The sequence below is a fragment of the Streptomyces sp. NPDC093064 genome, assembly GCF_044754605.1.
Lineage (GTDB): Bacteria > Actinomycetota > Actinomycetes > Streptomycetales > Streptomycetaceae > Streptomyces.
Map to the genome: position 1 here is coordinate 56,456 of NZ_JBIVPK010000026.1, position 25,900 is coordinate 82,355.

Annotated in this window: 27 protein-coding genes; 16 read left to right on the forward strand and 11 right to left on the reverse strand. The window is 73.9% G+C overall.

Annotated features, from left to right (window positions below):
- Nucleotides 1-20 precede the first annotated feature (20 nt).
- Nucleotides 21-629, reverse strand: a complete 609-nt coding sequence (locus tag ACIQFZ_RS27120) for a TetR/AcrR family transcriptional regulator (RefSeq protein ID WP_383059091.1) — start codon at nt 627-629, stop codon at nt 21-23.
- Nucleotides 630-737: 108 nt separating this feature from the next.
- On the opposite strand from ACIQFZ_RS27120, the gene ACIQFZ_RS27125 reads away from it, so the two are divergent.
- Together ACIQFZ_RS27125 and ACIQFZ_RS27130 are read left to right on the forward strand one after the other, a co-directional pair.
- Nucleotides 738-1,922, forward strand: a complete 1,185-nt coding sequence (locus ACIQFZ_RS27125; protein ID WP_383059089.1) for an FAD-dependent monooxygenase — start codon at nt 738-740, stop codon at nt 1,920-1,922.
- Nucleotides 1,923-1,932: 10 nt separating this feature from the next.
- On the forward strand, nt 1,933-2,844 hold the full coding sequence (locus ACIQFZ_RS27130) for a Gfo/Idh/MocA family oxidoreductase (RefSeq protein WP_365418986.1): 912 nt from the start codon (nt 1,933-1,935) through the stop codon (nt 2,842-2,844).
- On the opposite strand, the gene lnt is transcribed toward ACIQFZ_RS27130, so the two are convergent.
- Entirely contained in the window at nt 2,762-4,336 is a 1,575-nt protein-coding gene (gene lnt, locus ACIQFZ_RS27135) for an apolipoprotein N-acyltransferase (protein WP_402692354.1), read from the reverse strand. The two genes, ACIQFZ_RS27130 and lnt, sit on opposite strands and share 83 nt — an antisense overlap.
- 163 nt (nt 4,337-4,499) lie before the next feature.
- On the opposite strand from lnt, the gene ACIQFZ_RS27140 reads away from it, so the two are divergent.
- Nucleotides 4,500-5,240: a glucose 1-dehydrogenase gene (locus ACIQFZ_RS27140; RefSeq protein ID WP_365418981.1), complete on the forward strand. Its 741-nt coding sequence runs from the start codon at nt 4,500-4,502 to the stop codon at nt 5,238-5,240.
- A gap of 67 nt (nt 5,241-5,307) precedes the next feature.
- Here the strand turns inward: ACIQFZ_RS27140 and ACIQFZ_RS27145 are convergent, their stop codons facing one another.
- Both ACIQFZ_RS27145 and ACIQFZ_RS27150 read right to left on the reverse strand, forming a co-directional pair.
- Nucleotides 5,308-5,487 carry a hypothetical protein gene (locus tag ACIQFZ_RS27145; protein ID WP_365418979.1) on the reverse strand — a complete coding sequence of 60 codons (180 nt, stop codon included), beginning with the start codon at nt 5,485-5,487 and terminating at the stop codon, nt 5,308-5,310.
- Between the two features lie 133 nt (nt 5,488-5,620).
- The gene (locus ACIQFZ_RS27150; protein WP_365418976.1) at nt 5,621-6,421 is read right to left on the reverse strand and encodes a VTT domain-containing protein; all 801 of its coding nucleotides are present in this window, start codon (nt 6,419-6,421) and stop codon (nt 5,621-5,623) included.
- Between the two features lie 373 nt (nt 6,422-6,794).
- Here ACIQFZ_RS27150 and tuf point away from each other — a divergent pair, with 373 nt between their 5' ends.
- A complete protein-coding gene (gene tuf / locus ACIQFZ_RS27155) occupies nt 6,795-7,964 on the forward strand; it encodes an elongation factor Tu (RefSeq protein WP_365418973.1) in 1,170 nt (389 codons plus the stop codon).
- Nucleotides 7,965-8,097: 133 nt separating this feature from the next.
- A complete protein-coding gene (locus tag ACIQFZ_RS27160) occupies nt 8,098-8,943 on the forward strand; it encodes a fused MFS/spermidine synthase (RefSeq protein ID WP_365418970.1) in 846 nt (281 codons plus the stop codon).
- A gap of 20 nt (nt 8,944-8,963) precedes the next feature.
- Here ACIQFZ_RS27160 and ACIQFZ_RS27165 read toward each other — a convergent pair whose 3' ends face one another.
- Nucleotides 8,964-9,983, reverse strand: a complete 1,020-nt coding sequence (locus ACIQFZ_RS27165) for a hypothetical protein (protein WP_365418968.1) — start codon at nt 9,981-9,983, stop codon at nt 8,964-8,966.
- Between the two features lie 146 nt (nt 9,984-10,129).
- Between ACIQFZ_RS27165 and ACIQFZ_RS27170 the strand changes: the two genes are divergently transcribed.
- Both ACIQFZ_RS27170 and ACIQFZ_RS27175 read left to right on the forward strand, forming a co-directional pair.
- On the forward strand, nt 10,130-10,567 hold the full coding sequence (locus ACIQFZ_RS27170) for a DUF4442 domain-containing protein (protein ID WP_361414909.1): 438 nt from the start codon (nt 10,130-10,132) through the stop codon (nt 10,565-10,567).
- A 229-nt stretch (nt 10,568-10,796) separates the two neighbouring features.
- A complete protein-coding gene (locus ACIQFZ_RS27175) occupies nt 10,797-11,453 on the forward strand; it encodes a DedA family protein (RefSeq protein ID WP_383059083.1) in 657 nt (218 codons plus the stop codon).
- Between the two features lie 40 nt (nt 11,454-11,493).
- Here the strand turns inward: ACIQFZ_RS27175 and ACIQFZ_RS27180 are convergent, their stop codons facing one another.
- Entirely contained in the window at nt 11,494-12,021 is a 528-nt protein-coding gene (locus ACIQFZ_RS27180; RefSeq protein ID WP_365418963.1) for a gamma carbonic anhydrase family protein, read from the reverse strand.
- 79 nt (nt 12,022-12,100) lie between these two features.
- Between ACIQFZ_RS27180 and ACIQFZ_RS27185 the strand changes: the two genes are divergently transcribed.
- The gene (locus tag ACIQFZ_RS27185) at nt 12,101-12,934 is read left to right on the forward strand and encodes an acyltransferase (protein WP_402692355.1); all 834 of its coding nucleotides are present in this window, start codon (nt 12,101-12,103) and stop codon (nt 12,932-12,934) included.
- 35 nt (nt 12,935-12,969) lie between these two features.
- Here the strand turns inward: ACIQFZ_RS27185 and ACIQFZ_RS27190 are convergent, their stop codons facing one another.
- Nucleotides 12,970-13,827, reverse strand: coding sequence for an EamA family transporter (locus ACIQFZ_RS27190; RefSeq protein WP_383059081.1), 858 nt, complete (start codon nt 13,825-13,827; stop codon nt 12,970-12,972).
- Between the two features lie 93 nt (nt 13,828-13,920).
- On the opposite strand from ACIQFZ_RS27190, the gene ACIQFZ_RS27195 reads away from it, so the two are divergent.
- Complete coding sequence (locus ACIQFZ_RS27195; protein WP_365418954.1) at nt 13,921-14,493, forward strand: XRE family transcriptional regulator; 573 nt, start codon at nt 13,921-13,923, stop codon at nt 14,491-14,493.
- Nucleotides 14,494-14,536: 43 nt separating this feature from the next.
- The gene (locus ACIQFZ_RS27200; RefSeq protein WP_383059079.1) at nt 14,537-15,091 is read left to right on the forward strand and encodes a YbaK/EbsC family protein; all 555 of its coding nucleotides are present in this window, start codon (nt 14,537-14,539) and stop codon (nt 15,089-15,091) included.
- Nucleotides 15,092-15,106: 15 nt separating this feature from the next.
- Here the strand turns inward: ACIQFZ_RS27200 and ACIQFZ_RS27205 are convergent, their stop codons facing one another.
- A complete protein-coding gene (locus ACIQFZ_RS27205) occupies nt 15,107-16,153 on the reverse strand; it encodes a cation diffusion facilitator family transporter (protein WP_402692356.1) in 1,047 nt (348 codons plus the stop codon).
- A gap of 62 nt (nt 16,154-16,215) precedes the next feature.
- Between ACIQFZ_RS27205 and ACIQFZ_RS27210 the strand changes: the two genes are divergently transcribed.
- Nucleotides 16,216-16,575, forward strand: coding sequence for an ArsR/SmtB family transcription factor (locus ACIQFZ_RS27210; RefSeq protein ID WP_383059075.1), 360 nt, complete (start codon nt 16,216-16,218; stop codon nt 16,573-16,575).
- Between the two features lie 49 nt (nt 16,576-16,624).
- On the opposite strand, the gene ACIQFZ_RS27215 is transcribed toward ACIQFZ_RS27210, so the two are convergent.
- Nucleotides 16,625-17,032 carry a CoA-binding protein gene (locus ACIQFZ_RS27215; RefSeq protein ID WP_383059074.1) on the reverse strand — a complete coding sequence of 136 codons (408 nt, stop codon included), beginning with the start codon at nt 17,030-17,032 and terminating at the stop codon, nt 16,625-16,627.
- Between the two features lie 147 nt (nt 17,033-17,179).
- Here ACIQFZ_RS27215 and ACIQFZ_RS27220 point away from each other — a divergent pair, with 147 nt between their 5' ends.
- The 5 genes from ACIQFZ_RS27220 (at nt 17,180) to ACIQFZ_RS27240 (ending at nt 23,434) form a co-directional block, all read left to right on the forward strand.
- On the forward strand, nt 17,180-17,914 hold the full coding sequence (locus ACIQFZ_RS27220) for a hypothetical protein (protein WP_365418943.1): 735 nt from the start codon (nt 17,180-17,182) through the stop codon (nt 17,912-17,914).
- Nucleotides 17,911-18,459, forward strand: coding sequence for a SixA phosphatase family protein (locus ACIQFZ_RS27225; protein WP_383059072.1), 549 nt, complete (start codon nt 17,911-17,913; stop codon nt 18,457-18,459). The genes ACIQFZ_RS27220 and ACIQFZ_RS27225 overlap by 4 nt, the downstream gene beginning before the upstream one ends.
- A gap of 88 nt (nt 18,460-18,547) precedes the next feature.
- Nucleotides 18,548-19,174, forward strand: coding sequence for a YigZ family protein (locus ACIQFZ_RS27230; RefSeq protein WP_361414780.1), 627 nt, complete (start codon nt 18,548-18,550; stop codon nt 19,172-19,174).
- 106 nt (nt 19,175-19,280) lie between these two features.
- Entirely contained in the window at nt 19,281-20,444 is a 1,164-nt protein-coding gene (locus tag ACIQFZ_RS27235; RefSeq protein ID WP_365418940.1) for an exonuclease SbcCD subunit D, read from the forward strand.
- A complete protein-coding gene (locus ACIQFZ_RS27240) occupies nt 20,441-23,434 on the forward strand; it encodes an AAA family ATPase (protein ID WP_402692357.1) in 2,994 nt (997 codons plus the stop codon). Before ACIQFZ_RS27235 ends, ACIQFZ_RS27240 begins: the two co-directional genes overlap by 4 nt.
- Before the next feature lie 194 nt (nt 23,435-23,628).
- Here ACIQFZ_RS27240 and ACIQFZ_RS27245 read toward each other — a convergent pair whose 3' ends face one another.
- Entirely contained in the window at nt 23,629-25,320 is a 1,692-nt protein-coding gene (locus ACIQFZ_RS27245; RefSeq protein WP_402692358.1) for a DUF885 domain-containing protein, read from the reverse strand.
- A 64-nt stretch (nt 25,321-25,384) separates the two neighbouring features.
- Complete coding sequence (locus ACIQFZ_RS27250; protein ID WP_141363100.1) at nt 25,385-25,891, reverse strand: Lrp/AsnC family transcriptional regulator; 507 nt, start codon at nt 25,889-25,891, stop codon at nt 25,385-25,387.
- Between the last annotated feature and the right edge of the window lie 9 nt (nt 25,892-25,900).

Genomic DNA, 25,900 nt, shown 5'->3' on the forward strand with positions numbered 1-25,900 from the left:
CCTGGCCTACACCGGGCCCGTCACACCAAGGGTTTTCCGGCGCCGAACATCCCCTCCAGCAGCTCCCGCAATCCCGCCCGCAACTCCTCCAGTTCCGGCACCCGGGCATGGAACGATCCCGCCACGCAGGAGTACATGAGCCCGTCCGCCCAGGCGACCAGCGACAGCACGTGCCGCTCCGGGGCGGTCGAGCCCATCGCCGTGACCAGCGCGCCGAGTTGGTCACGGAAGCGGGCACCCGCCGCGTCGAAGTAGGAGCGCAGTTCCGGGCGGCGGGTGGCCTCCAGGGCCAGTTCGTAGCGGGCGAGAGTCAGGGCCCGGTTGCGGGTCAGCGCGCGGTGGGTGGCCAGCGCCAGTCCCTCCACCAGCGAGTCGAGACTCCCGGTTCGCGGGTCCGGCATCTCGTGCAGCGCCAGCACCCGCGCCTCTCGCTCGGCCAGCCGCCGCACCGCCAGTTCCAGCAGGGCCTGCCGGGTGCGGGCGACGTTCGACGTCGAGCCCTGCGGCAACCCGGCCCTCTCGTCGACCGCCCGGTGCGTCAGACCGCGCATCCCGCGCTCGGCGAGCAGGGCGAGCGCGGTGTCGGCGACGAGATCGGCGCGCTGAGCGCTCTCGGGACGTGCGGACATGGAGATCAACCTACCCGGCGACTACACCCGTAGTGCGGCGCACTACATCCGTAGTATCGTCGAGCCGCCGGTCCACTACAGATGTAGTCTCACTGTGCAGGAGGAGCCATGCCCCAGCAGCCACGCGCCGTCGTCATCGGCGGCGGCATCGCAGGACTCACCGCGGCCGCGGCCCTGCACCTCGGCGGCCGGCAGGTCACCGTGCTGGAACGGGCCCCCTCCCTGGAGCCCGTCGGCGCCGCCATCTCGCTCTCCCCGAACGCCCTGCGCGCCCTGGACGTCCTCGGCATCGGCGACCGGATCCGCGATCTCGCCGCCTGGCAGGGCGAGGGCGGACTGCGCAGCCCGTCCGGCCGCTGGATCACCAGGACGGACGCCGCCGCGGCGGCCGAGCGGTTCGGCGGTCCCCTCGTCCTGCTGCACCGCGCCACCCTGATCGACAGCCTGGCCGCCCTCCTTCCGCCCGGCACCGTCCGCACGGCCGCCGACGCGCGCCTCGCCGACCCGGGGGACGACCACCGCCCGGCCCGCGTGAGCACCCCCGACGGTGAACTGGAGGCCGACCTGGTGGTGGCCGCCGACGGTGTCCACTCCGCCGTGCGCCGCACGCTGTTCCCGGCCCATCCCGGGGCCGTCTACGCCGGATTCACCACCTGGCGGGTCGTGATCCCCGTGCCCGGCGCCGAGTTCGCCTCCCACGAGACCTGGGGCCGGGGATGCCTGTGGGGCACGCACCCGCTCAAGGACGGCAGGGTCTACGCGTACGCCGCCGCCGTCACGCCTCCCGGACAGCGTGCGGCCGATGACGAGAAGGCCGAACTCCTGCGCCGCTTCGGACACTGGCACGACCCGATCCCCGCCGTCATCGCCGCCGCCCGCCCCGAGGACGTGCTGCGCCACGACGTCCACCACATCGCGCAGCCGCTGTCCGCCCACCACCGCGGCCGGACCGTGCTCATCGGCGACGCCGCCCACGCCATGCCCCCGAACCTCGGGCAGGGCGGCAACCAGGCCATCGAGGACGCCGTCGTCCTCGCCCACCACGCCGACGACCTCGCCGCCCACACCGCGGCCCGGCTGCCCCGCACGACCGCGATCGCCCGCCAGGCCGTCCGGACCGCACGGCTCGACATGATGCGCAACCGCGCCGGGATCGCCCTGCGCGACAACGCGATCACGGCGCTGTCCAGGATCAGCCCGAACCTGCTTCTGCGCGGATTCGACGGCATCGCCGACTGGCGTCCCCCGCAGCCCCCGTATGCTGCCGTGCAGTCAGGCACGGCAGAGCGGTGAAGGAGCTTACGTGAAGGTCGGCTGCATCGGACTCGGCGACATCGCGCAGAAGGCGTACCTGCCGGTGCTCGGCACCCAACCCGGAGTCGACCTGCACCTGCAGACCCGGACGCCCGAAACGCTCCAGCGGGTCGCCGACAGCCTGCACCTGCCCGCGGAGCGGCGCCACGCCGACCTGGACTCCCTGCTCTCCCAGGGCCTCGACGCCGCCTTCGTGCACGCCCCCACCGCCGTCCACCCGCAGATCGTCACCCGGCTCCTGGAAGCGGGGGTGCCGACGTACGTCGACAAGCCGCTCGCCTACGAACTCGCCGACTCCGCGCGCCTGGTCGGGCTCGCCGAGGAGCGGAACGTCTCGCTCATGGTCGGCTTCAACCGGCGCCACGCACCCGGCTACGTGCAGTGCGCCGACCACCCCCGCGAGCTGATCCTGATGCAGAAGAACCGCATCGGACTGCCCGAGGACCCGCGCACGATGATCCTCGACGACTTCATCCACGTCGTGGACACCCTGCGGTTCCTGGTGCCGGGCGAGGTCGACGACGTCACCGTACGCGCGCGTGTGCGTGACGGCCTGCTGCACCATGTCGTGCTGCAACTCGCCGGGGACGGGTTCACCGCGCTCGGCGTGATGAACCGGCTCAGCGGTTCGACGGAGGAGGTTCTCGAGGTCTCCGGGCAGGACACCAAGCGGCAGGTGGTCAACCTCGCCGAGACCGTCGACCACAAGGGCCAGCCGACCGTGCGCCGGCGCGGCGACTGGGTGCCCGTCGCCCGGCAGCGCGGTATCGAACAGGCCGTGCTGTCCTTCCTCGACGCCGTACGCGCCGGGAAGGTGCTCAGCGCCCGTGACGCGCTGGAGACCCACGAACTGTGCGAACGGGTGGTACGGACGGTTCTGGAGCGCTCCGGCGCCGCCTGAGCGCCCGCAGCCCCTCCGTCGCGCCCAGCACGGCCAGCACCAGCAGTGCGCCGTGCGCCGGCCAGTCGCCGAAGCGGACGTACAGGGTGACGCCGTGCGCGGTCGGCACGTCGTACACGCGCGCGGTGCCCGTGTCCGTGCCCAGCCAGGAGCCGACGCGCCGCCCGCGCGGGCCGTACACGGCGGACACACCCGTCAGCGTGGCGTGCACCATCGGCCGCCCGGTCTCGGCGGCACGCAGCGCGGCCAGCGAGGCATGCTGCTCGGGGGCCCAGCTCTGCTGGAAGGTCGACGTCGAGGACTGCGCGAGCAGCACGTGCGCGCCGTCCTGCGCGAGATGCCGGCTCATGTCGGGGAACGCCGTCTCGAAGCAGATCATCGGGCCGACGCGCAGGCCGTGGCCGACGTTCATCACCACCTGCTCGGTGCCCCGCCTGCGGTCCTCGCCGGCGGCCCGGCCGACGGAGGTCGCCCAGCCGAGCACGGAGCGGGCCGGGATGTACTCGCCGAACGGGACGAGCCGCATCTTGTCGTAGCGCTCGCCGGTCGGGCCGTCCGGGCCGACGAGGACCGAGCTCTTGTATATGCCGGGCTGGTCGGAGCGCCGGGCGTCCACGTTGACCAGCACGTCGGCGCCGGTCGCGCGGGACAGCGCCGCGATTCGCCGCGCCAGGTCCGGCCGGTGGCTCAGGTCGAAGCCGACGCTGCTCTCGCCCCAGACGATCAGGTCGGGGTGCTGACCCACCAGCCGGCGGGTCAGCTGCTCCTCCAGGTCGAACCGCCGCTGCCCGCTCTCGATGCCGGCCACGACACCCGGCTGCACGACGGCGATCCGGACGTGGCCGTCGACGTCGGGGCGCGGCGCCCACATCCACACCGCCGAGGTCGCCGCGGCCGTGGCCACCAGCCCGGCCACCGCGGGCACCCGGGACGTGCGGACCGCGACGAGCAGCGCGACGGCGACATTGACGGCCACCACCAGGAAGCTCAGCAGCCACACCCCGCCCACGGAGGCCAGCCGCAGCGCCGGGGCGACCTGCCACTGGCTGGAGCCCAGCATGCCCCACGGCCCGCCCAGCCCCTGCCAGGACCGGACGAGCTCGACCACCAGCCACGCCGACGGCAGCACGACCAGCGCGGCCGCGGCCCGCCCCGGTGAGGGCGTCCCCGCCAGGAACCGCCGCACCAGCCAGCCCCAGGGCGCCCACAGCAGGCCCATGAGTGCTGCGAGCACGACGGTGAACACGTGCAGGTTCGGCAGCAGCCAGTGGAAGACGGCCAGCATGAACCCCAGCCCGCCGAACCAGCCGTCGTACGCCGCCCGCTTCCCGGTCGGGGCGGAGTGGACCAGCAGGATCCACGGGACCAGGGCGACGTAGGCGAACCACCACAGCGACGGGGCGGGAAACGCGAACACGAACAGGGCACCCGCGAGCGCGGCGAGCACCGAACGCCGCCACGGGGAGGTGAGCCACCGGCCGAACGTCTTCATACGGTGCCCTCCTACCCCTCACGGATGGCTCCAGTGTGCGCGCCCCGGAAGATCCCGCCCAGAGGGCCTTGGAGGGGCTCGGAATTCCTGCCTCCGCGCGCGGGCGGCCGGGGTCCTAGGATGATCACATGGGGTGTGGTCGCTCGGGGCTGCGGAGGTCCGAATGAAACGTCTCGTGACGGTCGTCACCGGCGGTGGCCGGGGCATCGGGGCCGCGATCTGCCGGCGGCTCGCGGCCGACGGGCACGACGTGGTCGTGGGGTACGTCGACGACACCGCGGCCGCCGAGGCGGTGGCCGACGAGGTGCTCGAGGCCGGGGCGCGCGGGGTGACCGTGCGGATGGACACCTCGGTGGAGGCGGACGTCGAACGGCTCTTCGCCATGGCGGAGGAACGGCTCGGGCCCGTCACGGGGCTGGTGAACAACGCCGGGGTGAGTGGACCGCTGGGCCGGCTCGCCGACACCGACACCGCCGACCTGCGACGCGTCGTGGACGTCAACCTTCTGGGCACCCTGCTGTGCTCGCGCCGTGCGGCCCAGCTGATGGCGCCCCGGAAGAACGGCGTGATCGTGAACGTGTCGTCCGCGGCCGCCACGCTCGGCAGCCCCGGGGAGTTCGTCCACTACGCCGCGACGAAGGCCGCCGTGGACGCCCTCACCCTGGGCCTGGCCAAGGAACTCGGCCCGGACGGCATCCGCGTCAACGCGGTCGCGCCCGGCATGATCGACACCGGGATGCACGCGGCGATGGGCGACCCGGACCGGGTGCGGCGGGCGGCCGGAAACATCCCGCTGGGCCGGGCGGGCCGGGCGGAGGAGATCGCAGCGGCCGTCGCATGGCTGATGTCACCGGACGCCTCCTACACGACGGGAGCGGTGCTGCGGGTGTCGGGCGGACGCTGAGCCTGAACCGGGTCGCCGCAACGGGCCGGCCCGGGCCGGAGCGGCGACCGCCCGTGGACCGGGGACGTCAGGCGGCTGCGATGAGCTCGTCCCTCATCGCGGCGGCCCACTCGACCACCAGCAACTCGTACTCCTCGCGCTCCTGGGTCGACAGGGACCCGCCTGAGCGCAGCCACAGCGACCGGATCTGCTCGTTCAGCTCGGCGGCGGACCGCACGGAACCAGGGGTCACTGAATCGGGGAACATGGCCACAGCCTAGGGGCAAGGACTGACACTGCGCTACCGGACGGCTACAGCGGCCGTATGGACTCGGTCACCCGCGCCCGTGCCGGCTGCCGTACCGACCGGGTCGGCGGGTACGCGTACGCGTGCGGTGCCGTCAGCGGCTTCGCAGGTGGTGGCGCTTGCGCCAGGCGACCGCCGTGCCGAGCACGGCCGGTACCACGATGCAGGCCATCGCCAGGAGGAAGGCCGGAGAGGTCGGCGCGGAGGCGCGGGCGCCGGCGACGGCGTAGGCGGCGGTGTTGGGGATCGAGCCGAGGGCCGTGGCGAGGAGGAACGTCGTCCAGCCCATGCGGGAGACGGCGGCGCAGTAGTTGGCGGCCCAGAACGGGACTCCCGGGAAGAGCCGGGCCACCATCATCGAACGGAAGCCGTGCCGGCTGAGCTGACCGTCCGCCGCCTTCAGCAGCCGGCCGCGCAGCAGCGGGCGCAGCGCGTCCTGGCCCAGCACGCGGCCGAGGCCGAAGGCCGCCCCCGCGCCCAGCACCGTGCCGGCCAGCGCCGCCGCCAGTCCCAGCTGCGAGCCGAACAGCGCGCCCGCGGCCAGGTTCAGCAGCGGCCGTGGCACGAACGCCACCGTGCACAGGCCGTACGCCGCGGCGAACACCACCGCCGCGACGGCCCCGCCCAACTGCGGCGGCCAGCCGTGTGCCAGCAGTCTCTGCGGCTCGAAAAGCAGCACGGACACTCCGGCCGCCGTGAGCAGGACGAGCAAGAGGGAGAGCCGCGCCCAGGGCGACAGCAGCACACCCGCGCAGCGGGAGGCGAGGCCGGCCGGCGGGGCGGACGGAACGACCGGGGCCGGCGGCGCCGTGGGGGCGGCGGCGGCCGACTCGGTGGCGGCGGCCCGGGGAGAGGCCGTGGCGGTGCCCCCAGAGCGGTTGGTGGCATCGAGCATTCGGTGACATTAGCGGACGGATGCGAGTGATCGCCGCATGGCCCGGGTCACGAGTGCGCCGAGTGCGCACGCCGCCGGCGCCTCGGCCAAGTCCCCAAGCCCTCGGCCCTCCTGTCCTGAGAACCGTTCGCCGCCCTAAAACCGTTCGACGGGCGGCCGGGTGTCGTGAATGATCGGTCCCATGTTCCGGCACGCCTTCGTCCTCGCAGCATCCGCGGTCGCGGATGCCCCGGAGGCTGCCGTCCTCATCCTCGTCGCCGCAGTCGACGGCGCCCGAAGCTGACCCTCCCCGGACCGTCCGGCGGACCCCTCAGGGGGAGGGTCGGCCATCCCGTGGGGTCCCGCAGCATCTACCAGGCTTCGAGGTACAGCCATGCCCAAGACGGCGTACGTACGCACCAAACCGCACCTGAACATCGGCACGATGGGCCATGTCGACCACGGCAAGACCACGTTGACCGCCGCCATCACGAAGGTGCTCGCCGAGCGCGGCTCCGGCACCTTCGTCCCGTTCGACCGCATCGACCGGGCCCCGGAGGAGGCCGCGCGCGGCATCACCATCAACATCGCGCACGTCGAGTACGAGACCGACACCCGGCACTACGCGCACGTGGACATGCCGGGCCATGCCGACTACGTCAAGAACATGGTCACCGGGGCCGCGCAGCTCGACGGCGCGATCCTCGTCGTCTCCGCGCTCGACGGGATCATGCCGCAGACCGCCGAACACGTGCTGCTCGCCCGGCAGGTGGGCGTGAACCACATCGTCGTCGCCCTCAACAAGGCCGACGCCGGTGACGAGGAGCTCATCGACCTCGTCGAACTGGAGGTCCGCGACCTGCTCACCGAGCACGGCTTCGGCGGCGACGCGGTACCCGTCGTACGGGTCTCCGGGCTTCGCGCCCTGGAGGGCGACCCGCGCTGGACGGCGTCGATCGAGGCGCTGCTCGACGCGGTGGACACCTACGTGCCGATGCCCGAGCGGTACCTGGACGCGCCGTTCCTGCTGCCGGTGGAGAACGTGCTCACCATCACCGGCCGCGGAACCGTGGTGACGGGCGCCGTCGAGCGCGGCACGGTCCACGTCGGCGACCGGGTCGAGGTGCTGGGTGCCGGCCTGGAGACGGTGGTCACCGGCCTGGAGACCTTCGGCAAGCCCATGGAGGAGGCGCAGGCCGGGGACAACGTGGCGCTGCTGCTGCGCGGGGTGCCGCGTGACGCGGTCCGCCGCGGCCACGTCGTCGCTGCGCCGGGCAGCGTGGTCCCGCGCCGGCGCTTCACCGCGCGGGTGTACGTGCTGTCGGCGCGCGAGGGCGGCCGTACGACACCGGTGTCCACCGGCTACCGGCCGCAGTTCTACATCCGCACGGCGGACGTGGTGGGCGACGTCGACCTCGGCGAGGCGGCCGTCGCGCGGCCCGGCGACACGGTCACGATGACGGTGGAGCTGGGGCGCGAGGTGCCCCTGGAGCCGGGGCTGGGGTTCGCCATCCGTGAGGGCGGCCGCACCGTCGGCGCGGGGACCGTGACCGCCGTCGTGTGAAGGGGACCGCGGAGGCCGGGGACCGCCGGCCGGTGCTTGCCGGCCGGCGGTCCCCTCGCCGCCCCTTGTACGGCGGAGGCGTCCGGTGCGTGACGGGGCCGTCCGGGGTGTGACGGACCGGCACAATGGACGCGTGAACGAGCAGATACCCGTGACCCGAGCCGTCGATCACGGGACCGCCAAGCTGATGCCCGACGTCGACCGTGAGCGGGCCTGGCTGCTGACCGTGGACGGTGCGCCGCAGTCGTACGTCGACCTGGACGAGCCCGCCCACCTGGAGTTCGAGTACGCGCGACGGCTCGGCCACGCCCTGGACACGGTCGCGCGGCCGGGCTCCCCGCTGGACGTGCTGCACCTCGGCGGGGGCGCCCTCACACTGCCGCGGTACGTGGCCGCGACCCGGCCCGGCTCACGGCAGGACGTCGTCGAGGCGGACCGCGGCCTGCTGGAGTTGGTCGTCGCCCACCTGCCGCTGCCGGACGGCGCCGACGTCTCGCTGCATACCGCCGACGCCCGCGCCTGGCTGGAGGCCGCCCCCGACGACTCGGCGGACGTACTGATCGCGGACGTCTTCGGTGGCTCCCGCGTTCCGGCCCACCTCACGTCCCTCGGCTACGTCCGCGAGGCGGAGCGCGTGCTGCGCCCCGGCGGCGTCTATCTCGCCAACCTCGCCGACGCCGCCCCGTTCGCCTTCCTGCGTTCCCAACTCGCCACCCTCGCGGTGGCCTTCGAGGAGATCGCGCTGATCGCCGAACCCGCGGTGCTGCGCGGCCGCCGCTTCGGCAACGCGGTGCTGATCGCCGCGCACCGCCCGCTCGATGTGGCCGCGCTGACCCGGCGGACCGCCTCCGACGCGTTCCCCGCCCGCGTCGAACACGGCGCCGCACTGAAGGAGTTCACCGGGGGCGCCGAGCCGGTGCGGGACGACGAGGCCGTACCGTCGCCCGAGCCTCCGGACGGCGCGTTCGGCATCGGCTGACCAGGGCCGCCCGGTGCCGGTCAGCCGCCGGTCGGGGTTCCGTGCAGCCGGACCGTGCCGAGGATCTTCATGATGGTCGCGGTGGGGACCTCCTCGCCCACGCCCTTGGCACCGTAGAAGTTCCAGGACACGAAGTCCCCGGCGGAGTTCTTGAAGCCGAAGGAGAGCGCCTTGCCGTCGCTCGCGCACTTGCCCTTCTGGGGCGTGTTGTTCGACTGGGCCCAGGCGATGCTGCCCTCGATGCCCGACGTGGTCGTGTAGGGCTTGGCCTTCTGGTCGAACGTCAGGCTCTTCTTGTCGGGCTGGGTGTAGCCGCCGTAGACCCACCAGCCCACGGTGTTCACGGCCACCTCGTCGGTGTCCTTGGCGCCGTCGGCGCCCTTGGTGCCCACCGCGGCGAGCGACGTGTCCTCGTCGCGGCCGTCCTTGTCGTCGTCGGACGTGCACCACTTCGACTTGTACTCGGCCACGCCGGACATGATGGTGAGCAGTTTGCCGTTCTTGTGGTCCTCGAAGCCGAAACTCATCCCCGCCGACTGGACCTCCCAGTCGGCCGGGACGTCGAAGGCGATGCCCCGCTTGGGGTTCACGACGACCTTCCAGCCGGGGATCGTCGGCTTCTCGTTCTCCGTGCCGCGCGGATTGTCGTCCGAGCCGGAGCCCGAGTCCGAGGCGCTCGGGTCGGCGGAGGCCGAAGTGGTGGGCGACGGGCTCGACTTGGCGTCGTCCGACCCGCCGTCGGCCTTGTCGTCCTTGTTCCCGCCGAGGACCAGGAAGCCGGTCACACCGGCGGTCAGAGCCACGGCCGTGACGCAGAGGATCGCGATGAGCTTCGTCCGGTTGCCGCCCCCGCCCGGCTGCTTCGGCGGCTGGGGAGCGCCTATCTGTGTGGGCGCACCCCACTGCGGTTGCTGGGCATATGGGTTGGGCTGCTGGTAGCCGGGCTGCTGATAGGGATTCGACTGTTGGTATCCCGGCTGCTGGTACGGGTTGTTCTGCGGGTTCTGCTCGCCCCCGGGCGGCTGCTGTCCTGGCCACATGGGCAGTAACCCTAGTGGCGCCGGGGACACGATTCGGTCACCGCCTTTTGTCAGGGACGTACCAGTGACGGGTGCAGATACCGGCCCGCCCGCTCTGGCCCGGACGGCCTACTGGTGAGTAACATTCCGGCATGAGCGCTGACCAGATGTCGATCGGCGAGATGCTCGCCGCCACCGTGCCGATGGCCCGGACCCTGAACCTCGAGTTCCTTCAGACCACGCCGGAGAAGGCGGTGGTGACCCTGCCGGACCAGGCCGACTACCACAACCACGTGGGCGGGCCGCACGCCGGCGCGATGTTCACGCTGGGGGAGTCCGCGAGCGGGGCCATCGTGCTGGCCGCGTTCGGCGACCAGCTCTCCCGTGCCGTGCCGCTCGCCGTGCGGGCCGAGATCGCCTACCGGAAGCTGGCCATGGGAGCCGTCACCGCCACCGCGACCCTGGGCCGTCCCGCCGCCGACGTCGTCGCGGAACTGGACGCGGGGCAGCGGCCCGAGTTCCCGGTGTCGGTCGAGATCCGGCGCGCGGACGGGGCCGTCACGGGAGAGATGACGGTGGTCTGGACCCTGCGGCCCAACGGCTGAGCGGCTGCCGCCGCACCTCACGCGGCCGTGGAGCGCTGAGGCGGACATCAGGCGAGCCCCCGAGCATCAGGCGAGCCTTCAAGCCGACGCTCCCGTCCGTCCGATCGCGGGCGGGAGCGTCGGCACGGTCCGCGGGAGCTGTCCGGCCGGGCCGAACCGGTAGGCTTCCTGGGGGTGCGCCTTCGTGGCGCTCCGCAGCACATGCACGCGAAACGGGGAGGAACCGGCGGTGCACGTCCAGGAATGGCTCGACACGGTACCCGCGGCCGCCGTCTACGCCGTGGTCGGCCTGGTCATCGGTCTGGAGAGCCTGGGCATCCCGCTGCCCGGCGAGATCGTCCTGATCTCCGCGGCCCTGCTGTCCTCGCAGCACGCGGGGATCAACCCGGTCGTCCTCGGCGTGTCCGCCACCGTGGGCGCGGTCGTCGGCGACTCCATCGGCTACGCCATCGGCCGCAAGGGCGGCAGGCCGCTGCTCGCCTGGCTGGGGAAGAAGTTCCCCAAACACTTCAGCGAGGGGCACATCGCGACCGCCGAGCGCTCCTTCGAGAAGTGGGGCATGTGGGCGGTGTTCTTCGGCCGCTTCGTCGCCCTGCTGCGCATCTTCGCCGGCCCCCTGGCGGGCGTGCTGCACATGCCGTACTGGAGGTTCCTCGTCGCCAACGTCCTCGGCGGCATCTGCTGGGCGGGCGGCACCACGGCGGTCATCTACTACGTGGGTGTCGTGGCCGAGTCCTGGCTGAAGAAGTTCTCCTGGCTCGGCCTGGTGGCGGCCGTACTCTTCGGGCTCGGCTCGATGCTGGTGCTCAAGCGCAGGGCGAAGAAGGCGCAGTCGGGCGCGCAGAGCGGGACCGAGGAGCCGGAACCGGTTCCCGCCGCGGAGTAGTCGGGCGCCCCCGAGGGGGCGCGGGCGCGGATCCTGGGTCCTAGGCGCGCACCTCTCGGTGCGCCTGCGCGAGCTGCGTGTACATCGTGCCGTTCAGGGTGATCCCCTCGCGCTCCTCCTGCGTCAGCTCCCGCCTGATCTTGGCGGGGACGCCCGCGACCAGCGACCCCGGCGGCACCCGCATGCCCTGCGGCACCAGCGCCTGCGCCGCCACCAGGGATCCCGCGCCGATCACCGCGCCGTTCAGCACGGTGGCCCCCATGCCGATCAGGCAGTCGTCCTCGACGGTCGCGCCGTGCACCACGGCGTTGTGCCCGATGGAGACACGCTCGCCGACGCCGACCGGGAAGCCGGGGTCGGCGTGCAGCGTGCAGTTGTCCTGGACGTTGCTGCCCGCGCCGACGGCGATCCGCTCCACGTCGCCGCGCAGCACCGCGCCATACCAGACGCTCGCGCCCGCGCCCAGGGCCACGTCACCGATCACGGTGGCCGTGGGCGCCACGAACGCCCCCTCGTCCACCTGCGGCTCGCGGCCGCCGATGCCCGCGATCAGCGCCTTGTCCGTCATCCTCGTCTCCCTTTCACCGCATGGGTCCGACGGCACCGTACGTCATCCGGTGGGGCGAAGATCACAGACGTGCGGCGCCATGGGCGTGGCCCGGGCTGAGTACGGTGAGCGGGTGCCCACGCGTAGGAACACGTTCTCACCATGGTGGCGCCGCCTCGCGCAGCGCGCCGTCCACGCGGGCTGGGCCTGGGTGCAGCGCACGGGCTCCGTCACGGCCGAGCGGCCCGGACGCCTCCGCTTCGGCTCGATGGGAACAGGTACCAGGCTGGCCTTCCCGCTCGGCACCGTCTTCGGCGAACCGTGGATCCACCTCGGCGCGCACTGCATCGTCGGCGAGCAGGTCACGCTGACCGCCGGTCTGATGCCCGAACTGGACCTCGGCCCGGAGCCGATCCTGCGCATCGGGGACGGGGTGGTGCTCGGCCGCGGCAGCCACGTCATCGCCGACACCACGGTCACCATCGGCAGCGACTGCTACTTCGGCCCCTACGTCTACGTCACCTCCACCAACCACTCCTACGACGACCCGCACCAGCCCATCGGCAAGCAGTGGCCCCGGATGGAGCCGGTGGAGATCGGCCCCGGCTGCTGGATCGGCACCGGCGCGGTGATCCTGCCCGGGGCGCGGATCGGGCGGAACGTCGTGGTGGCGGCCAGCGCGGTGGTGCGCGGCGAGGTCCCGGACCACGCGGTGGTCGCGGGGGCGCCCGCCCGGGTCGTACGCCGCTGGACCGCCGCCGAGGGCTGGCAGCCGCCGCTGCGGACCCCGGCCCCGGTGCCGATACCGCAGGGCATCACCCCGGAGCAGTTGCGGGCGCTGGCGGAGCTGGACGAGGAGGGCGCTGCCCGGCTGGCCGAATGGGGCCGGGAGCCCGGTTCCCGGCTGGCGGGGCTGGAGACCGAGGGCGGCTGATCCGGTCCCGGTCGTCCTCCGGCCGGCCCACTGGCTCAGCCCGTCGCCAGCAGCAGTGTCCCCACCAGGGCCAGACCCGCTCCGGCCGCCTGGACGGCCCGCAGCCGTTCGCTGAGGAAGCCGCGGGCGGCGAGCGCGGTCACCACCGGGTAGAGGGAGGCGAGGACGGCGGCCACCGTGACCGGCCCGTGCTGGGCGGCGACGCAGTACGTGCCGTTGGCGGCGACGTCCGCGAGGCCGACGAAGCCGAGCGCGGGCAGCGAGTGCCAGGGGAATCCGGTCTTGGGCAGTACGGGCCCGCCGCGTCGCGCGGAGGCGTACAGTGCGGCCCCGCCCGCCGCCACGTTGGTCACGCGCTGCACGAAGAGTGCGAGGAACAGGCCGGTGACGGTGGTGGAGGCCTCGGCGATCAGCGCGAACACCGTGCCGAAGCCGAGGGCCGCGACCAGGGTCAGCCCGATCGCCCGCCGCTGCACGGCGGCGCCTCCCCGGCGCGGCCCGCCCGCGAGCACGACACCGGTGACGGCGACCGCGATCCCCGCGACCTGGAGCAGTCCCGGCCGCTCGCCCAGTACCAGTCCGACGGAGATCGGGACGGCCACGCCGAGCGAGGCCAGCGGCGAGATCACGCCCATCGGGCCGAGGGCGAGCGCCTTGTAGAAGGAGAGCATCGCGACCGGGCCGACCAGGCCCGCGGCGAACGCGAACCACAGCCGCGGTCCGGCCTCGCTCCAGCCGCCGGTGGCGACGACGATCACGCCCAGCACCCCCGCCGCGACGGACTGGGAGACCACGACGACCGTCAGCGCGGGCATGCGCCGGGTGAGCAGTCCGCCGCCGAAGTCGGCCAGCCCCCACAGGAGGCTGGTGGCCAGGGCGAAGAATGCTGTCACGACGTGCCTCGCAGTACAGTTCGGTGAACGATCGGGTGCAACCCACCGTAGTTCAGCGAAGTAAACTCTGTCATCCAGAATATTGGACGGAATGTGTCGGACCTCGAACTGTTGACCCAGTCCCTGGCGCGCAACGTCAAACGCTGGCGTACCGAGCGGGGCTTCACCCTGGACACGCTCGCCGCACGCGCGGGAGTCAGCCGCGGCATGCTCATCCAGATCGAGCAGGCCCGCACCAACCCCAGCCTCGGCACCGTCGTCAAGATCGGTGACGCGCTCGGCGTCAGCATCACCACCCTGCTCGACTACGAGCAGGGTCCCCGGGTCCGCGTCGTCCCGGCCGACCAGGCCGTCCGGCTGTGGCACACCGACGCCGGCAGCTACAACCGGCTCCTGGCGGGTGCCGAGGCGCCCGGTCCGCTGGAGATGTGGGAGTGGCGCCTGATGCCCGGCGAGGGCAGCCCCTCCGATCCGCACCCCGTCGGCACCGTCGAGCTGGTGCACGTCACCGCGGGGGAGCTGACGCTCACCGTCGACGCGGTGGAGTACCGCGTGGCGGCGGGCGCGAGCGCCTCCTTCGAGGCCAACACCCCGCACACGTACGCCAACGACGGCGCCGAGCCGATGGACATGGTGATGGCCGTGTCGGTCCCGCCCGTGCACTGAGACGCCTCGCCGCACGGCCCGGCGCGGCTGTTAGCGTGCGGTCATGCGCGCACCCATCGGGAACTTCGACCAGGCCACCCCCGTCCCCGACTGCCTCGACGAGCTGACCCGCCCGGTCGCCGACGCCGTACGCCACTGGCACGGCGGTGTCCCGGCCGACCAGATCGTCTACGTCGAGACCGACCCGGAGTGGGCCGACACCGCCGTCTTCGTCGAGCACTACGGCCGGGACCTGCTGGAGACCTCCGCGAACTGCGTGGTCGTGGCGGGCCGGCGCGGCGGCGAGACCCGGCTGGCCGCCTGCCTGGCCCTGTCCACCACCCGCGTCGACGTCAACGGCGTCGTGCGCCGCCAACTCGACGCCCGCAAGGCCTCCTTCGCGCCGATGGAGGTGGCGACCGGGGAGACCGGCATGGAGTACGGCGGCATCACCCCCATCGGACTCCCCGCCGACTGGCCCCTCCTGGTCGACTCCCGCGTCGTCGACCTGCCCTACGTCCTGGTCGGCAGCGGGCGGCGCCGCGGCAAGCTCCTGGTGCCGGGCAAGGCGTTCGCGCAGCTGCCCGGCGCGGTGGTGCTGGACGGGCTCGGGGTCTGATTCCGCCCGCGGCGCTCAGGCCGGCGCGTGGTGGGCGAGGCGCAGATGGGGGTCGGCCTCGCCGGGGGCCGGGGCCGGGTCGGCGTGGACCAGGGCCGCGGTGAGGCCGGGTACGGCGTGGAGCAGGGCGTGCTCGGCCTCCACGGCGGTGGCGTGGGCCTGGCGCACGGTCGCCTCGCCGTCCACGACCACCGCGACCTCCGCGCGCAGCCGGTGGCCGATCCAGCGCAGCCGGAGCTCGCCGACCGCCCGTACGCCCGGTACCTCGCTCAGCGCCCGTTCGGCGCGGTCCACCAGGGCCGGGTCGACGGCGTCCATCATCCGCCGGAACACCTCGCGGGCGGCGTCGCGCAGCACCAGCGCGATGGCCGCCGTGATCGCCAGCCCCACGATCGGGTCGGCGGCCCGCAGTCCCAGGGCCGAGCCGGCGGCGCCCAGCAGGACGGCCAGTGAGGTGAATCCGTCCGTGCGCGCGTGCAGCCCGTCGGCGACCAGCGCGGCCGAGCCGATGGCGCGGCCCACACGGATCCGGTGGCGGGCCACCCACTCGTTGCCCGCGAACCCGACCAGGGCCGCCAGGGCGACCGCGGGCAGGTGCTCGACGGGGCGCGGATCGAGAAGCCGCTGGAAGGCGGCCCAGGCGGAGAAGGCGGCGGACGCGGCGATCGTCACCACGATCACCAGGCCCGCCAGGTCCTCGGCGCGTCCGTAGCCGTAGGTGAAGCGCCGGGTCGCCGCGCGGCGGCCCAGTACGAAGGCGATTCCCAGCGGTACGGCGGTCAGGGCGTCCGCCGCGTTGTGCACCGTGTCGCCGAGCAGCGCGACCGAGCCGGACGCGACCACCACCACCGCCTGCGCGAGCGCCGTGACGCCGAGCACGGCAAGCGAGACCCACAGCGCCCGCATACCGCGGGCGGAGGATTCCAGCGCGCGGTCCAGCCGGTCGGCGGAGTCGTGGGAGTGGGGGGCGAGGAGGTGTGCGAGGCGGTGGCGGAGAGAGCGCCCGTGCGCGGGCTCGTGCTCGGGTCCGTGGTGGTGCCCGTGGTGGTGCCGGTCGGTCACGTGGATCCCCTTCCGTGCGCGCGGAGGTGGACGCGCGGCGCCCACGACGCCATTATGTGCGTATGAGCGCACGCATGCACCTGTCATTCGCGCATGATGCGCACCCGCGCACCCCGGGCGAGGAGCAGTTGGCGCTGGCCGCCGAACTCCTCGCCCTGCTCGGCGACCGCACCCGGCTCGCCCTGCTGCACGCGCTGACGTCCGGGGAGGCCGACGTCACCACGCTCACGGAGGCGTGCGGGGCGGCCCGTCCGGCGGTCAGCCAGCATCTGGCCAGGCTGCGGCTGGCCGGGCTGGTGAACACGCGCAAGGAGGGCCGCAGGGTCGTCTACTCCCTGCGCGACGGCCACCTGCGCCGGCTGGTCGACGAGGCCTTGAACGTCGCCGACCACCGGCTCGGCGACCGGCCCCTCCACGACTGAGGCGCCCCCCACGGGCGAGGGCGGCGGTCCCGGAAAGAGGCGGCGAAGGTCAGCCCAGACGGGGGATCTCGATGGCCGGGCAGCGGTCCATGACCATGTCGAGGCCCGCCGCGCGGGTGCGCTCGGAGGCGGCCTCGTCGACCACACCGAGCTGGAACCAGACGGCCTTCGCGCCCTTGACGACCGCCTCGTCGGCGACCTGGCCGGCGAGATCGCTGTTGACGAACACATCGACCACGTCCACGTCGAACGGGATGTCCGCGAGGGAGGCGTACCCCTGTTCGCCGTGCACCGTCTCCGCCTTCGGGTGGACCGGGACGACACGCTTGCCGAAGCGTTGCAGCACCTCGGCGACGCCATATGCGGCCCGGCCGCGGTTCGAGGACAGGCCCACGACCGCCCAGGTGTCACCGTGTTCGGTCAGGATCTTCCGGATGGTCGCAGCGTCGCCGTACACCAGGGGTCTCCTCGTCTCGGGAAGGGTTGCCGTCCGGGCAACGACGGGCGCCGCCCGGCGATTCCCGGCCGGCGCGGAACCCGCCGTCCCGTCCGGAACGTGCGCCGCCGGCCTGCGCGCGGCCGTCCGGCGGCCTACGCTCGGGCCGTGCTGCGCATCATCGACGCCCGAACCGGCGAGCCCGTGGACGCCGCCCCCGCCCGCCGCGGGCTGACCCGTGTCGAGGCGCACGCGTCGGGCTGCGACGCGTCGGGCCTGCGCGTGCTGCTGGTCGCCGACATCCTGGTCCGCGCCCTCGAACTGAGCGGCACGCCCGTGTGGTCGCTGCTGTCCGGCGGCCGGGAACAGGCGCGGGAACTGCGGGCGGCCGCAGCCGCCCTCGGCATCCGGCCCTTCGAGGACGGCCGCGGCGCCGGCACCGCCCTGGGCGAGGCCCAGATCGTCCATGTGGCCGTCGAGGGCGCCGATACCGCGACCAGGGGCGTCCGGATCGCCGTCGCGCCCGTCGACGCGACGGTACCCGCCGTTCCCGCGCCCGCCGACGACCCCGCCGCCTGGCGTCTGGCACTGCTCTCCCGCCGCCACACCCGGCCCGTACGGCTGGACGAGGCGGCGCTGGACGACGCCCGCAGGAGTCTGGCGCGATGGCGCGCGGCGGTCGCCGACTGGGCACGGCAGCCCTCCCGGCCGGTCCCCGACGAGGTGCGCGGACGGCTGCGCGGCGCCTGGGAGGACGACCTGGACGTGCCGGCGGTCCTGCGGGTCCTGGAGTGGGTCGGGACCGATCCGGACCTGGCGGACGGCGCGCGCTTCGAGACGTACGCGTACGCGGACCGGCTGCTCGGCCTCGACCTCACGCGCGACCTGGGGCGTGCGGCGTGATCGCCCGCGCGGGAGCCGGCCCGCTGCGCCGCCTGGTGGTCCTGCGGCACGCCAAGTCCGCCTGGCCCGAGGGCGTCGCCGACCACGACCGCCCGCTCGCGCCCCGCGGCCGCCGGGACGCGCCCGCGGCGGGCCGCGCGCTCGCCGAGTCCGACTGCCTCCCCGACTTCGCGCTGTGCTCCACCGCGCTGCGCGCCCGGCAGACCTGGGAACTGGCCTCCGCCCAGTGGGGCACCCCACCGCCGGTGCGCTACGACCGCCGGCTGTACGCCGCCGACGTCCCCGACCTGCTCGCCGCCGTGCGCGAGGCGCCGCCCGAGGTTGGGACGCTGCTCCTGCTCGGCCACAACCCGGGCCTGGAGGAACTGGTCCTGGAACTGGCCGGGGACGGTCTGGACGACACGCTGGACCGGCTCCGGACGAAGTTCCCCACCTCCGCGATCGCCATCCTGTCCTGGCACGGCCCCGGCTGGCCGTCCCTCGCCCCGGGCGCCGCCCTCCTCACGGACCTGACCGTGCCGCGGGGCACCAAGAAACGGCGGTGAACCGCGCGCGTGCCCGGCGGCCGGTTCTTCCGTCCGCCGGAGCGAACCCTCGTGCGGCACCCGCGCGGGCGCCGCATAGGCTGGACCGATGCAGGACGAGTACCGCACAGTCGCACGCGCGGGCGTGCACGAGACCGAGGTCAACCGCTCGCGCTTCCTGTGCGCTCTCGCCCCGGCGGCCACCGAGCGGGAGGCCCAGGACTTCGTCGCCGCGGTCCGCAAGGAGCACGCCGACGCCACGCACAACTGCTGGGCGTACGTCATCGGCGCCGACGCCGGGATCCAGAAGGCGAGCGACGACGGCGAACCGGGCGGTACCGCCGGCGTCCCCATGCTCCAGATGCTGCTGCGCCGCGACATGCGGTACGTCGTCGCCGTCGTCACCCGTTACTACGGCGGCGTCAAGCTCGGCGCGGGCGGGCTCATCCGGGCCTACGGCGGAGCCGTCGGCGAGGCGCTGGACACCCTCGGGACCCGGACCCGCCGCAGGTTCCGCATCGCCACCGTGACCGTGGACCACCAGCGGGCCGGCAAGGTGCAGAACGACCTCAGGGCCACCGGGCGCGAGGTGCGGGACGTGCGCTACGGCGAGGCCGTCACCATCGAGATCGGCCTGCCGGACGCCGACGTGGACGCCTTCCGGGGATGGCTCGCTGACGCCACGGCCGGGACCGCCGGGTTCGAACTGGGCGGCGAGGCCTACGGAGATGCGTGACACATCGGGCATATCACGCCAATCTGCCTGCCCGGTGCCGCGCATGACGGCCGATACGGGAGTAACCGCCCGTGATGTCAGACCCGGCCGTTAGTCTTCGAGGATCATGAGGCTCCTGCACACTTCCGACTGGCACCTGGGCCGGGCGTTCCACCGCGTGAACATGCTCGACGCCCAGGCCGAGTTCATCGGGCACCTCGTCACGACGGTGCGCGAGCGCGACGTCGACGCGGTGGTCGTGTCGGGAGACGTGTACGACCGCGCGGTGCCCCCGCTGGCCGCGGTCGAGCTCTTCGACGACGCGCTGCACCGGCTCGCCGGCCTCGGCGTGCCCACGGTGATGATCTCCGGGAACCACGACTCGGCCCGCCGCCTCGGCGTCGGCGCGGGGCTGATCGACCGCGCGGGCATCCACTTGCGTACCGAGCCGTCGGCGTGCGGGACCCCGGTGGTCCTCGCGGACGCGCACGGCGAGGTGGCCTTCTATGGTCTTCCCTACCTCGAACCGGCTTTGGTCAAGGACGAGTTCGGGGTCGACAGCGCCGGTCACGAGGCGGTGCTGGCCGCCGCCATGGACCGGGTTCGTGCCGACCTCGCCGCACGCGCGCGCGGCACCCGCTCCGTCGTCCTCGCGCACGCCTTCGTCACCGGCGGCGAGCCCAGCGACAGCGAGCGGGACATCACCGTCGGCGGGGTCGCCGCCGTCCCCGCGGGCGTCTTCGCCGGAGTCGACTACACCGCCCTGGGCCATCTGCACGGCTGCCAGACCATCACCGAGCGCGTGCGCTACTCCGGCTCCCCACTGCCGTACTCCTTCTCCGAGGCCGCCCACCGCAAGAGCATGTGGCTCGTCGACCTGGACGCCGACGGCTTCGCCGGCGCCGAGCGGGTCGACTGCCCGGTCCCGCGCGCGCTGGCCCGGATCCGGGGCACGCTGGAGGACCTGCTCGCCGACCCGGACCTCGCCCGCCACCGCGAGGCGTGGGTCGAGGCGACACTCACCGACCCGGTCCGCCCCGCCGAACCCATGGCCCGCCTCACCGAGCGCTTCCCGCACACCCTCAGCCTCGTCTTCGAGCCCGAACGCGCCCCCGGCGAGCCGGACGTGTCCTACGCCCGCCGGCTCGCCGGCCGCGCCGACCAGCAGATCGCGGAGGACTTCGTGGCCCACGTGCGCGGCGCCGCACCCGACGAGCACGAACGGACCGTGCTGCGCGAGACGTTCGACGCGGTGCGCGCGGACGCGGCGGTACGGGAGGTGGCGCGGTGAGGCTGCACCGGCTCGACATCACCGCCTTCGGCCCCTTCGGCGGCTCGCAGACGGTCGACTTCGGCGCGCTGTCGGCCGCCGGGCTGTTCCTGCTGCACGGCCCCACCGGCGCAGGCAAGACCTCCGTGCTGGACGCCGTGTGCTATGCGCTGTACGGCGCGGTCCCCGGCGCCCGGCAGAGCGGGCAGGGCACGACCCTGCGCAGCGACCACGCCGCCGCGGGCACCCGCACCCAGGTCACCCTCGACCTCACCGTCGCCGGACGCCGGCTGGAGGTCACCCGCCTGCCGCCCTGGGAGCGCCCCAAGAAGCGCGGCACGGGCACGACGCTCGACAAGGCCCAGAGCCTGCTGCGCGAGTACGACGCGGCGGCCGGTGCCTGGAAGGACCTCAGCCGCTCCCACCAGGAGATAGGCGAGGAGATCACCCAGCTGCTCGGGATGAGCCGCGAGCAGTTCTGCCAGGTGGTGCTGCTGCCGCAGGGCGACTTCGCGCGGTTCCTGCGCGCCGACGCCGAGGCCCGGGGCAAGCTGCTCGGCCGGCTGTTCGACACCCACCGTTTCGCCGAGGTGGAGAAGCGCCTTGCCGAGCGCAGGCGCGCCACCGAGGCCCGGGTGCGCGAGGGCGACGCCGCGCTGCTGGCCGACGCGCACCGTATGCAGCAGGCGGCGGGCGACACCATGGAGCTGCCGGAACTCGCGCCCGGCGAGCCCGGCCTGGCCCAGGCCGTCCTGACCTCGGCCGCCGTCGCCCGCGCCACCGCGCGAGAGCAACTGACCGTCGCCCGCTGCCGGCTCACGGCTGCCGAGTCCGCCCACGCCGCCGCCGAGGCGTCGCTGCACCGGGTACGCGAAGTGGCCCGGCTGCAACGGCGGTCCGCCGAAGCGCGGGAGCGCGCCGAGCGCCTGGCGGAGCGGGCCGGTGTCCACCAGGAGGCACATGCGCGGATGGAGCGGGGGCGCAAGGCCGGGACGGTGGCACCGGCGCTGGAACTGCGCGAGGCCGCCGACGCGGCACACCGCCGTGCGGCCGCCGCCGAGGCACGCGCGCGTGCGGAGCTCCCGGCGGAGTTCGCCGACGCCGGTGCCGCCGGACTGGCCGCCGACGCGCGCCGCGCCGCCGAGGAGCTGGGCGGACTGGAGTCGGCCCGCCGCGCCGAGCGGCGCCTGGTCGACGTCGTCGCCGAGCGCGGCGCGGCGGACCGGCAGGAGCGCGCCGACGACGACATGCTCCAGGAGGCCGAGGCCTGGCTCGCCGGATGGGAGACGGCCCGGCCGGCGCTGCAGACACGCATCGACACCGCCCAGGAGGCGGCCGCCCTGGCCGAGCGGCTCGCCCTGCGGCTGGAACCCGCGCGACAGCGGCTCGCCGCCGCCCGGGTGCGCGACTCACTGGCCGCGGACACCGAAGAGGCGCGGCGGCGGGCCCTCGCCTCCGCCGAAGCCGCCGCACGCGCCAAGGACCACTGGCTGGACCTGAAGGAGCAGCGCCTGAACGGCATCGCGGCCGAACTGGCCGCGAGCCTCGCCGACGGAGAGCCCTGCGCCGTCTGCGGCGCCACCGAACACCCCGCGCCCGCGCGCAAGGTCGCCGGGCACGTCGACCGCGAGGCGGAGGAGCGCGCGCTCGGCGACCACCAGACCGCCGAGGAGCGGCGCGGCAGGGACGAGCGCCGCCTGGGCGCCGTCCGCGAGGAGCTGGCCGCCGCCACCGCCGAGGCGGGCGACACCCCCACGGCGCAACTCGCCGACGAGGCCGGGGAACTGGAGGCCGAGCTGGCCCGGGCCCGCCGGGACGCCTCCGCCCTGCACGCGGCACAGCAGGAACTGCACCGCGCCGAGCAGGAGCGCGAGCGGCGGCTGTCCGACCGCAGGCAGGCCGAACTCCGAGCCACCTCCCGGCTGGCCCAGCGGGACAACCTGGACCGCCAGAAGGCCGCCCTGGAGGCGGAGTTGGCCGAGGCCAGAGGAACCGCCGAGAGCGTCGCCGCGCGCGCTGCCCAACTGGAGCGGCGCGCGGCACTGCTCACCGAGGCAGCCGACGCCGCACGCGCCGCCGAGGACTGCGCCGAGCGGCTCAAGGACGCCGACGGACGGCTCGCCGAGGCCGCCTTCCGCGCCGGCTTCGACACCCCCGAGGCCGCGTCCGCCGCCCTCCTCGACGACGCCGCCCACCGCGAGCTGCAACGGCGCCTGGACGCCTGGCACACGGAGGAGGCAGCCGTGCGCGCGGTCCTCGCCGAGGCCGACACCGCGGCCGCCGCCGGGCAGCCGCCCGCCGACCTCACCGCCGCGGAGGCCGCGGAGGCCGCCGCGGACCGGCGGCTGCGGGAGGCCGCCTCCGCGCGGGACGCCGCCGACCGCCGCTGCGCCGAACTCGACCGGCTCTCCGCGAGCGCGGTGACCGGCATGCGCCGGCTGGCGCCGCTGCGCGAGGAGTACGACCGCGTGGCCCGCCTCGCCACGCTCACCGCGGGCACCTCGGCCGACAACGAGCGCAAGATGCGCCTGGAGTCCTACGTCCTCGCGGCCCGCCTGGAACAGGTGGCCGCCGCCGCGACCGTACGCCTGCGGCGCATGTCGTCCGGCCGCTACACCCTCGTCCACTCCGACGACCGGGCCGGCCGCGGCCGCAGCGGTCTGGGACTGCACGTCGTCGACGCCTGGACGGGCCGGGAGCGGGACACGGCGACCCTGTCGGGCGGCGAGACGTTCTTCGCCTCGCTCGCCCTCGCCCTCGGTCTCGCGGACGTCGTCACGGACGAGGCCGGAGGGGTGCGCCTGGACACGCTCTTCATCGACGAGGGCTTCGGCAGCCTCGACGACCAGACCCTGGACGAGGTCCTCGACGTCCTCGACTCCCTGCGCGAACGCGACCGCAGCGTCGGGATCGTCAGCCACGTCGCCGACCTGCGGCGGCGCGTCCACGCCCAACTCGAGGTCGTCAAGGGCAGGTCGGGATCGGCCGTACGGCTGCGCGGAGCGGGCTGAGCGGCCCGGAGCGGCGGTTCAGGACCGCCGGGACGGCGCTCGCACGCGGGACGGACGGGGGAGCGGGACCAGCGGGGGACGCGGGATCGGCGCGAGAGTGGGAGCAACGCCGGACGCGAGATCGGCGGGGGAACGGAACCGGCGCGGGACGCGGGACCGGCGAGGGGCGGCCGGAGACCGGCCGCCCCAGGGGCTCACAGTTGGGCGAGCTCGTCCACCAGGTCGTCCAGGCCCAGCGAGCCCTGCGACAGGGCCGCCATGTGCCAGGCCTTCGCGTCGAACGCGGCACCGTGGCGCTGCCTGGCCTTCTCCCGGCCCAGCAGCCAGGCCCGCTCGCCCAGCTTGTAGCCGATCGCCTGGCCGGGCATCGACAGATAGCGGATCAGCTCGCTCGCCACGAAGTCCCTCGGGCGGCTGCTGTGCGCGCCGAAGAACTCCCGCGCCAGCTCCGGCGTCCAGCGCTCACCCGGGTGGAACGGCGAGTCCGCCGGAATCTCCAGCTCCAGGTGCATGCCGATGTCGATGACGACGCGGACCGCGCGCATCATCTGCGCGTCCAGGTAGCCGAGCCGCCGCTCCGGGTCGGTGAGGAAGCCGAGTTCGTCCATCAGACGTTCCGCGTACAGCGCCCAGCCCTCGGCGTTGGCGCTGACCCCGCCGACGGTGGCCTGGTAGCGCGAGAGGTCTTCGGCCACGTGCACCCACTGGGCGAGCTGGAGATGGTGGCCGGGGACGCCCTCGTGGTACCAGGTCGAGACCAGGTCGTAGACCGGGAAGCGGGTCTGCCCCATGGTCGGCAGCCAGGTCCGGCCCGGCCGGGAGAAGTCGGCGGACGGCGCCGTGTAGTAGGGGGCCGCGGCACCTCCGGGCGGCGCGATGCACGACTCCACCTTCCGCACCCGCTCGGCCAGTTCGAAGTGGGTGCCGTCGAGCGCCTCGATCGCCTCGTCCATCAGGTCCTGCAACCACTGGCGGACCTCGTCGACGCCCTCGATGTGCGTGCCGTGCTCGTCGAGGTGCGCGAGGGCCACCCACGGGGTCTCGGCGCCGGGCAGGACCTTCTCGGCCTCCTGCCGCATCTCGCCGAGCAGGCGGTGGAACTCCGCCCAGCCGTACGCGTACGCCTCGTCGAGGTCCAGGTCCGTGCCGTTGAAGTAGCGCGAGAAGCGGGCATAGCGCTCGCGGCCGACCGTGTCCGGGGCGTCGCCGATCGTCGGCTCGTACACGTCGCGCATCCAGTCCCGCAGCTCCACGACGGCCGCGGTCGCCGCGCGGGCGGCCTCGTCCAGCTCCGCGCGCAGGGACTCGGGGCCTTCGGAGGCGAAGTCCTCGAACCAGCCGCGGCCGTTGCCGTCGGTGTCCGACCACTCGGTGAGCTGTTCGATGAAGATCGCGGTCGGCTGCGGGCCGCCGTACAGCTTGCGGTCCAGGCCGAGGGCGAGGGACTCGCGGTAGCCGCTCAGCGCGGCCGGCACGGCCCGCAGGCGCGCGGCGATCGCGGCCCAGTCCTCGTCGGTGGCGCTGGGCGTGATCGTGAACACCTCGCGCACCGAGTGCACCGGGCTGTGGATGTTGCTCACCGTGCGCAGGCCCTCGTCGGCGTCGTGCACCGCGAGTTCCGCGGTCAGGCGCTCGCGCAGCAGGCGTGCGCAGCGGCGCTCGATGTCACTGTCCGCGCCGGGCTGCCGCTCGGCCTCGTCCAGCCGGGCGTGGGTGGTGCGCGCGAGGTCGGCGAGCGCCTGCTGGCCGGCGGGCGAGGTGTCGGGCAGCCTGCTCGAACTCTCCTTCACGCCGAGATAGGTACCGGTGATCGGGTCGAGGGCGATGAGTTCGTCGACGTAGGCGTCGGCGACCTGACGGGGCAGGGGGCTCTTGGTCTGTGACATGCCGACCATCCTCGTATGGACGGGGGGCTCGCGTCAGCCCGGTTTACCCGGCATCTGGCCGTGTTCAGTCCGATTTCGCCGAGGGCGTGCCCGGCTGCGCGCCGGGCGGCAGCAGGGGGCCGCAGTCCCACTGCTGGAAGATCAGCCGGGTCTCCACTCGGGCCACTTCCCGCCGGGCCGTGAACTCGTCCAGGACCAGGCGCTGGAGATCGGCCATGTCCGCGACCGCGACATGGACCAGGTAGTCGTCCGGACCGGTCAGATGGAACACGGTCAGCGACTCCGGCAGGGCCCGGATCCGCTCCACGAACGGCCCCACCAGCTCCCGCCGGTGCGGCCTGACCTGCACCGACAGCAGCGCCTGAAGACCCCTGCCCAGCTTGGCGGGGTCGAGCCGCAGCCGGTGGCCGAGAATGAGCCCCGAGCGGCGCAGCCGGGTCACCCGGTCCAGACAGGTCGACGGAGCGACCCCGACCTGCGCGGCGAGGTCGCGGTAGGTGGTCCGGGCGTCGTTCTGCAACAGCCGCAGCAGATGCAGATCCACCGGATCCAGTACGACGGATTCGGCCATGTGGCGAAC

Bases quoted from the DNA above. Each gene is read 5' to 3' on its own strand.
- ACIQFZ_RS27180 (WP_365418963.1), bottom strand. From the start codon at position 12,021: ATGACGGACAAGGCGCTGATCGCGGGCATCGGCGGCCGCGAGCCGCAG.
- ACIQFZ_RS27165 (WP_365418968.1), bottom strand. From the start codon at position 9,983: ATGTGGCCAGGACAGCAGCCGCCCGGGGGCGAGCAGAACCCGCAGAAC.
- ACIQFZ_RS27120 (WP_383059091.1), bottom strand. From the start codon at position 629: ATGTCCGCACGTCCCGAGAGCGCTCAGCGCGCCGATCTCGTCGCCGAC.
- lnt (WP_402692354.1), bottom strand. From the start codon at position 4,336: ATGAAGACGTTCGGCCGGTGGCTCACCTCCCCGTGGCGGCGTTCGGTG.
- ACIQFZ_RS27185 (WP_402692355.1), top strand. From the start codon at position 12,101: ATGGGCGTGGCCCGGGCTGAGTACGGTGAGCGGGTGCCCACGCGTAGG.
- tuf (WP_365418973.1), top strand. From the start codon at position 6,795: ATGCCCAAGACGGCGTACGTACGCACCAAACCGCACCTGAACATCGGC.
- ACIQFZ_RS27145 (WP_365418979.1), bottom strand. From the start codon at position 5,487: ATGTTCCCCGATTCAGTGACCCCTGGTTCCGTGCGGTCCGCCGCCGAG.
- ACIQFZ_RS27170 (WP_361414909.1), top strand. From the start codon at position 10,130: ATGTCGATCGGCGAGATGCTCGCCGCCACCGTGCCGATGGCCCGGACC.
- ACIQFZ_RS27140 (WP_365418981.1), top strand. From the start codon at position 4,500: ATGAAACGTCTCGTGACGGTCGTCACCGGCGGTGGCCGGGGCATCGGG.
- ACIQFZ_RS27245 (WP_402692358.1), bottom strand. From the start codon at position 25,320: ATGTCACAGACCAAGAGCCCCCTGCCCCGTCAGGTCGCCGACGCCTAC.
- ACIQFZ_RS27235 (WP_365418940.1), top strand. From the start codon at position 19,281: ATGAGGCTCCTGCACACTTCCGACTGGCACCTGGGCCGGGCGTTCCAC.
- ACIQFZ_RS27250 (WP_141363100.1), bottom strand. From the start codon at position 25,891: ATGGCCGAATCCGTCGTACTGGATCCGGTGGATCTGCATCTGCTGCGG.
- ACIQFZ_RS27200 (WP_383059079.1), top strand. From the start codon at position 14,537: ATGCGCGCACCCATCGGGAACTTCGACCAGGCCACCCCCGTCCCCGAC.
- ACIQFZ_RS27125 (WP_383059089.1), top strand. From the start codon at position 738: ATGCCCCAGCAGCCACGCGCCGTCGTCATCGGCGGCGGCATCGCAGGA.
- ACIQFZ_RS27210 (WP_383059075.1), top strand. From the start codon at position 16,216: ATGAGCGCACGCATGCACCTGTCATTCGCGCATGATGCGCACCCGCGC.
- ACIQFZ_RS27230 (WP_361414780.1), top strand. From the start codon at position 18,548: ATGCAGGACGAGTACCGCACAGTCGCACGCGCGGGCGTGCACGAGACC.
- ACIQFZ_RS27150 (WP_365418976.1), bottom strand. From the start codon at position 6,421: ATGCTCGATGCCACCAACCGCTCTGGGGGCACCGCCACGGCCTCTCCC.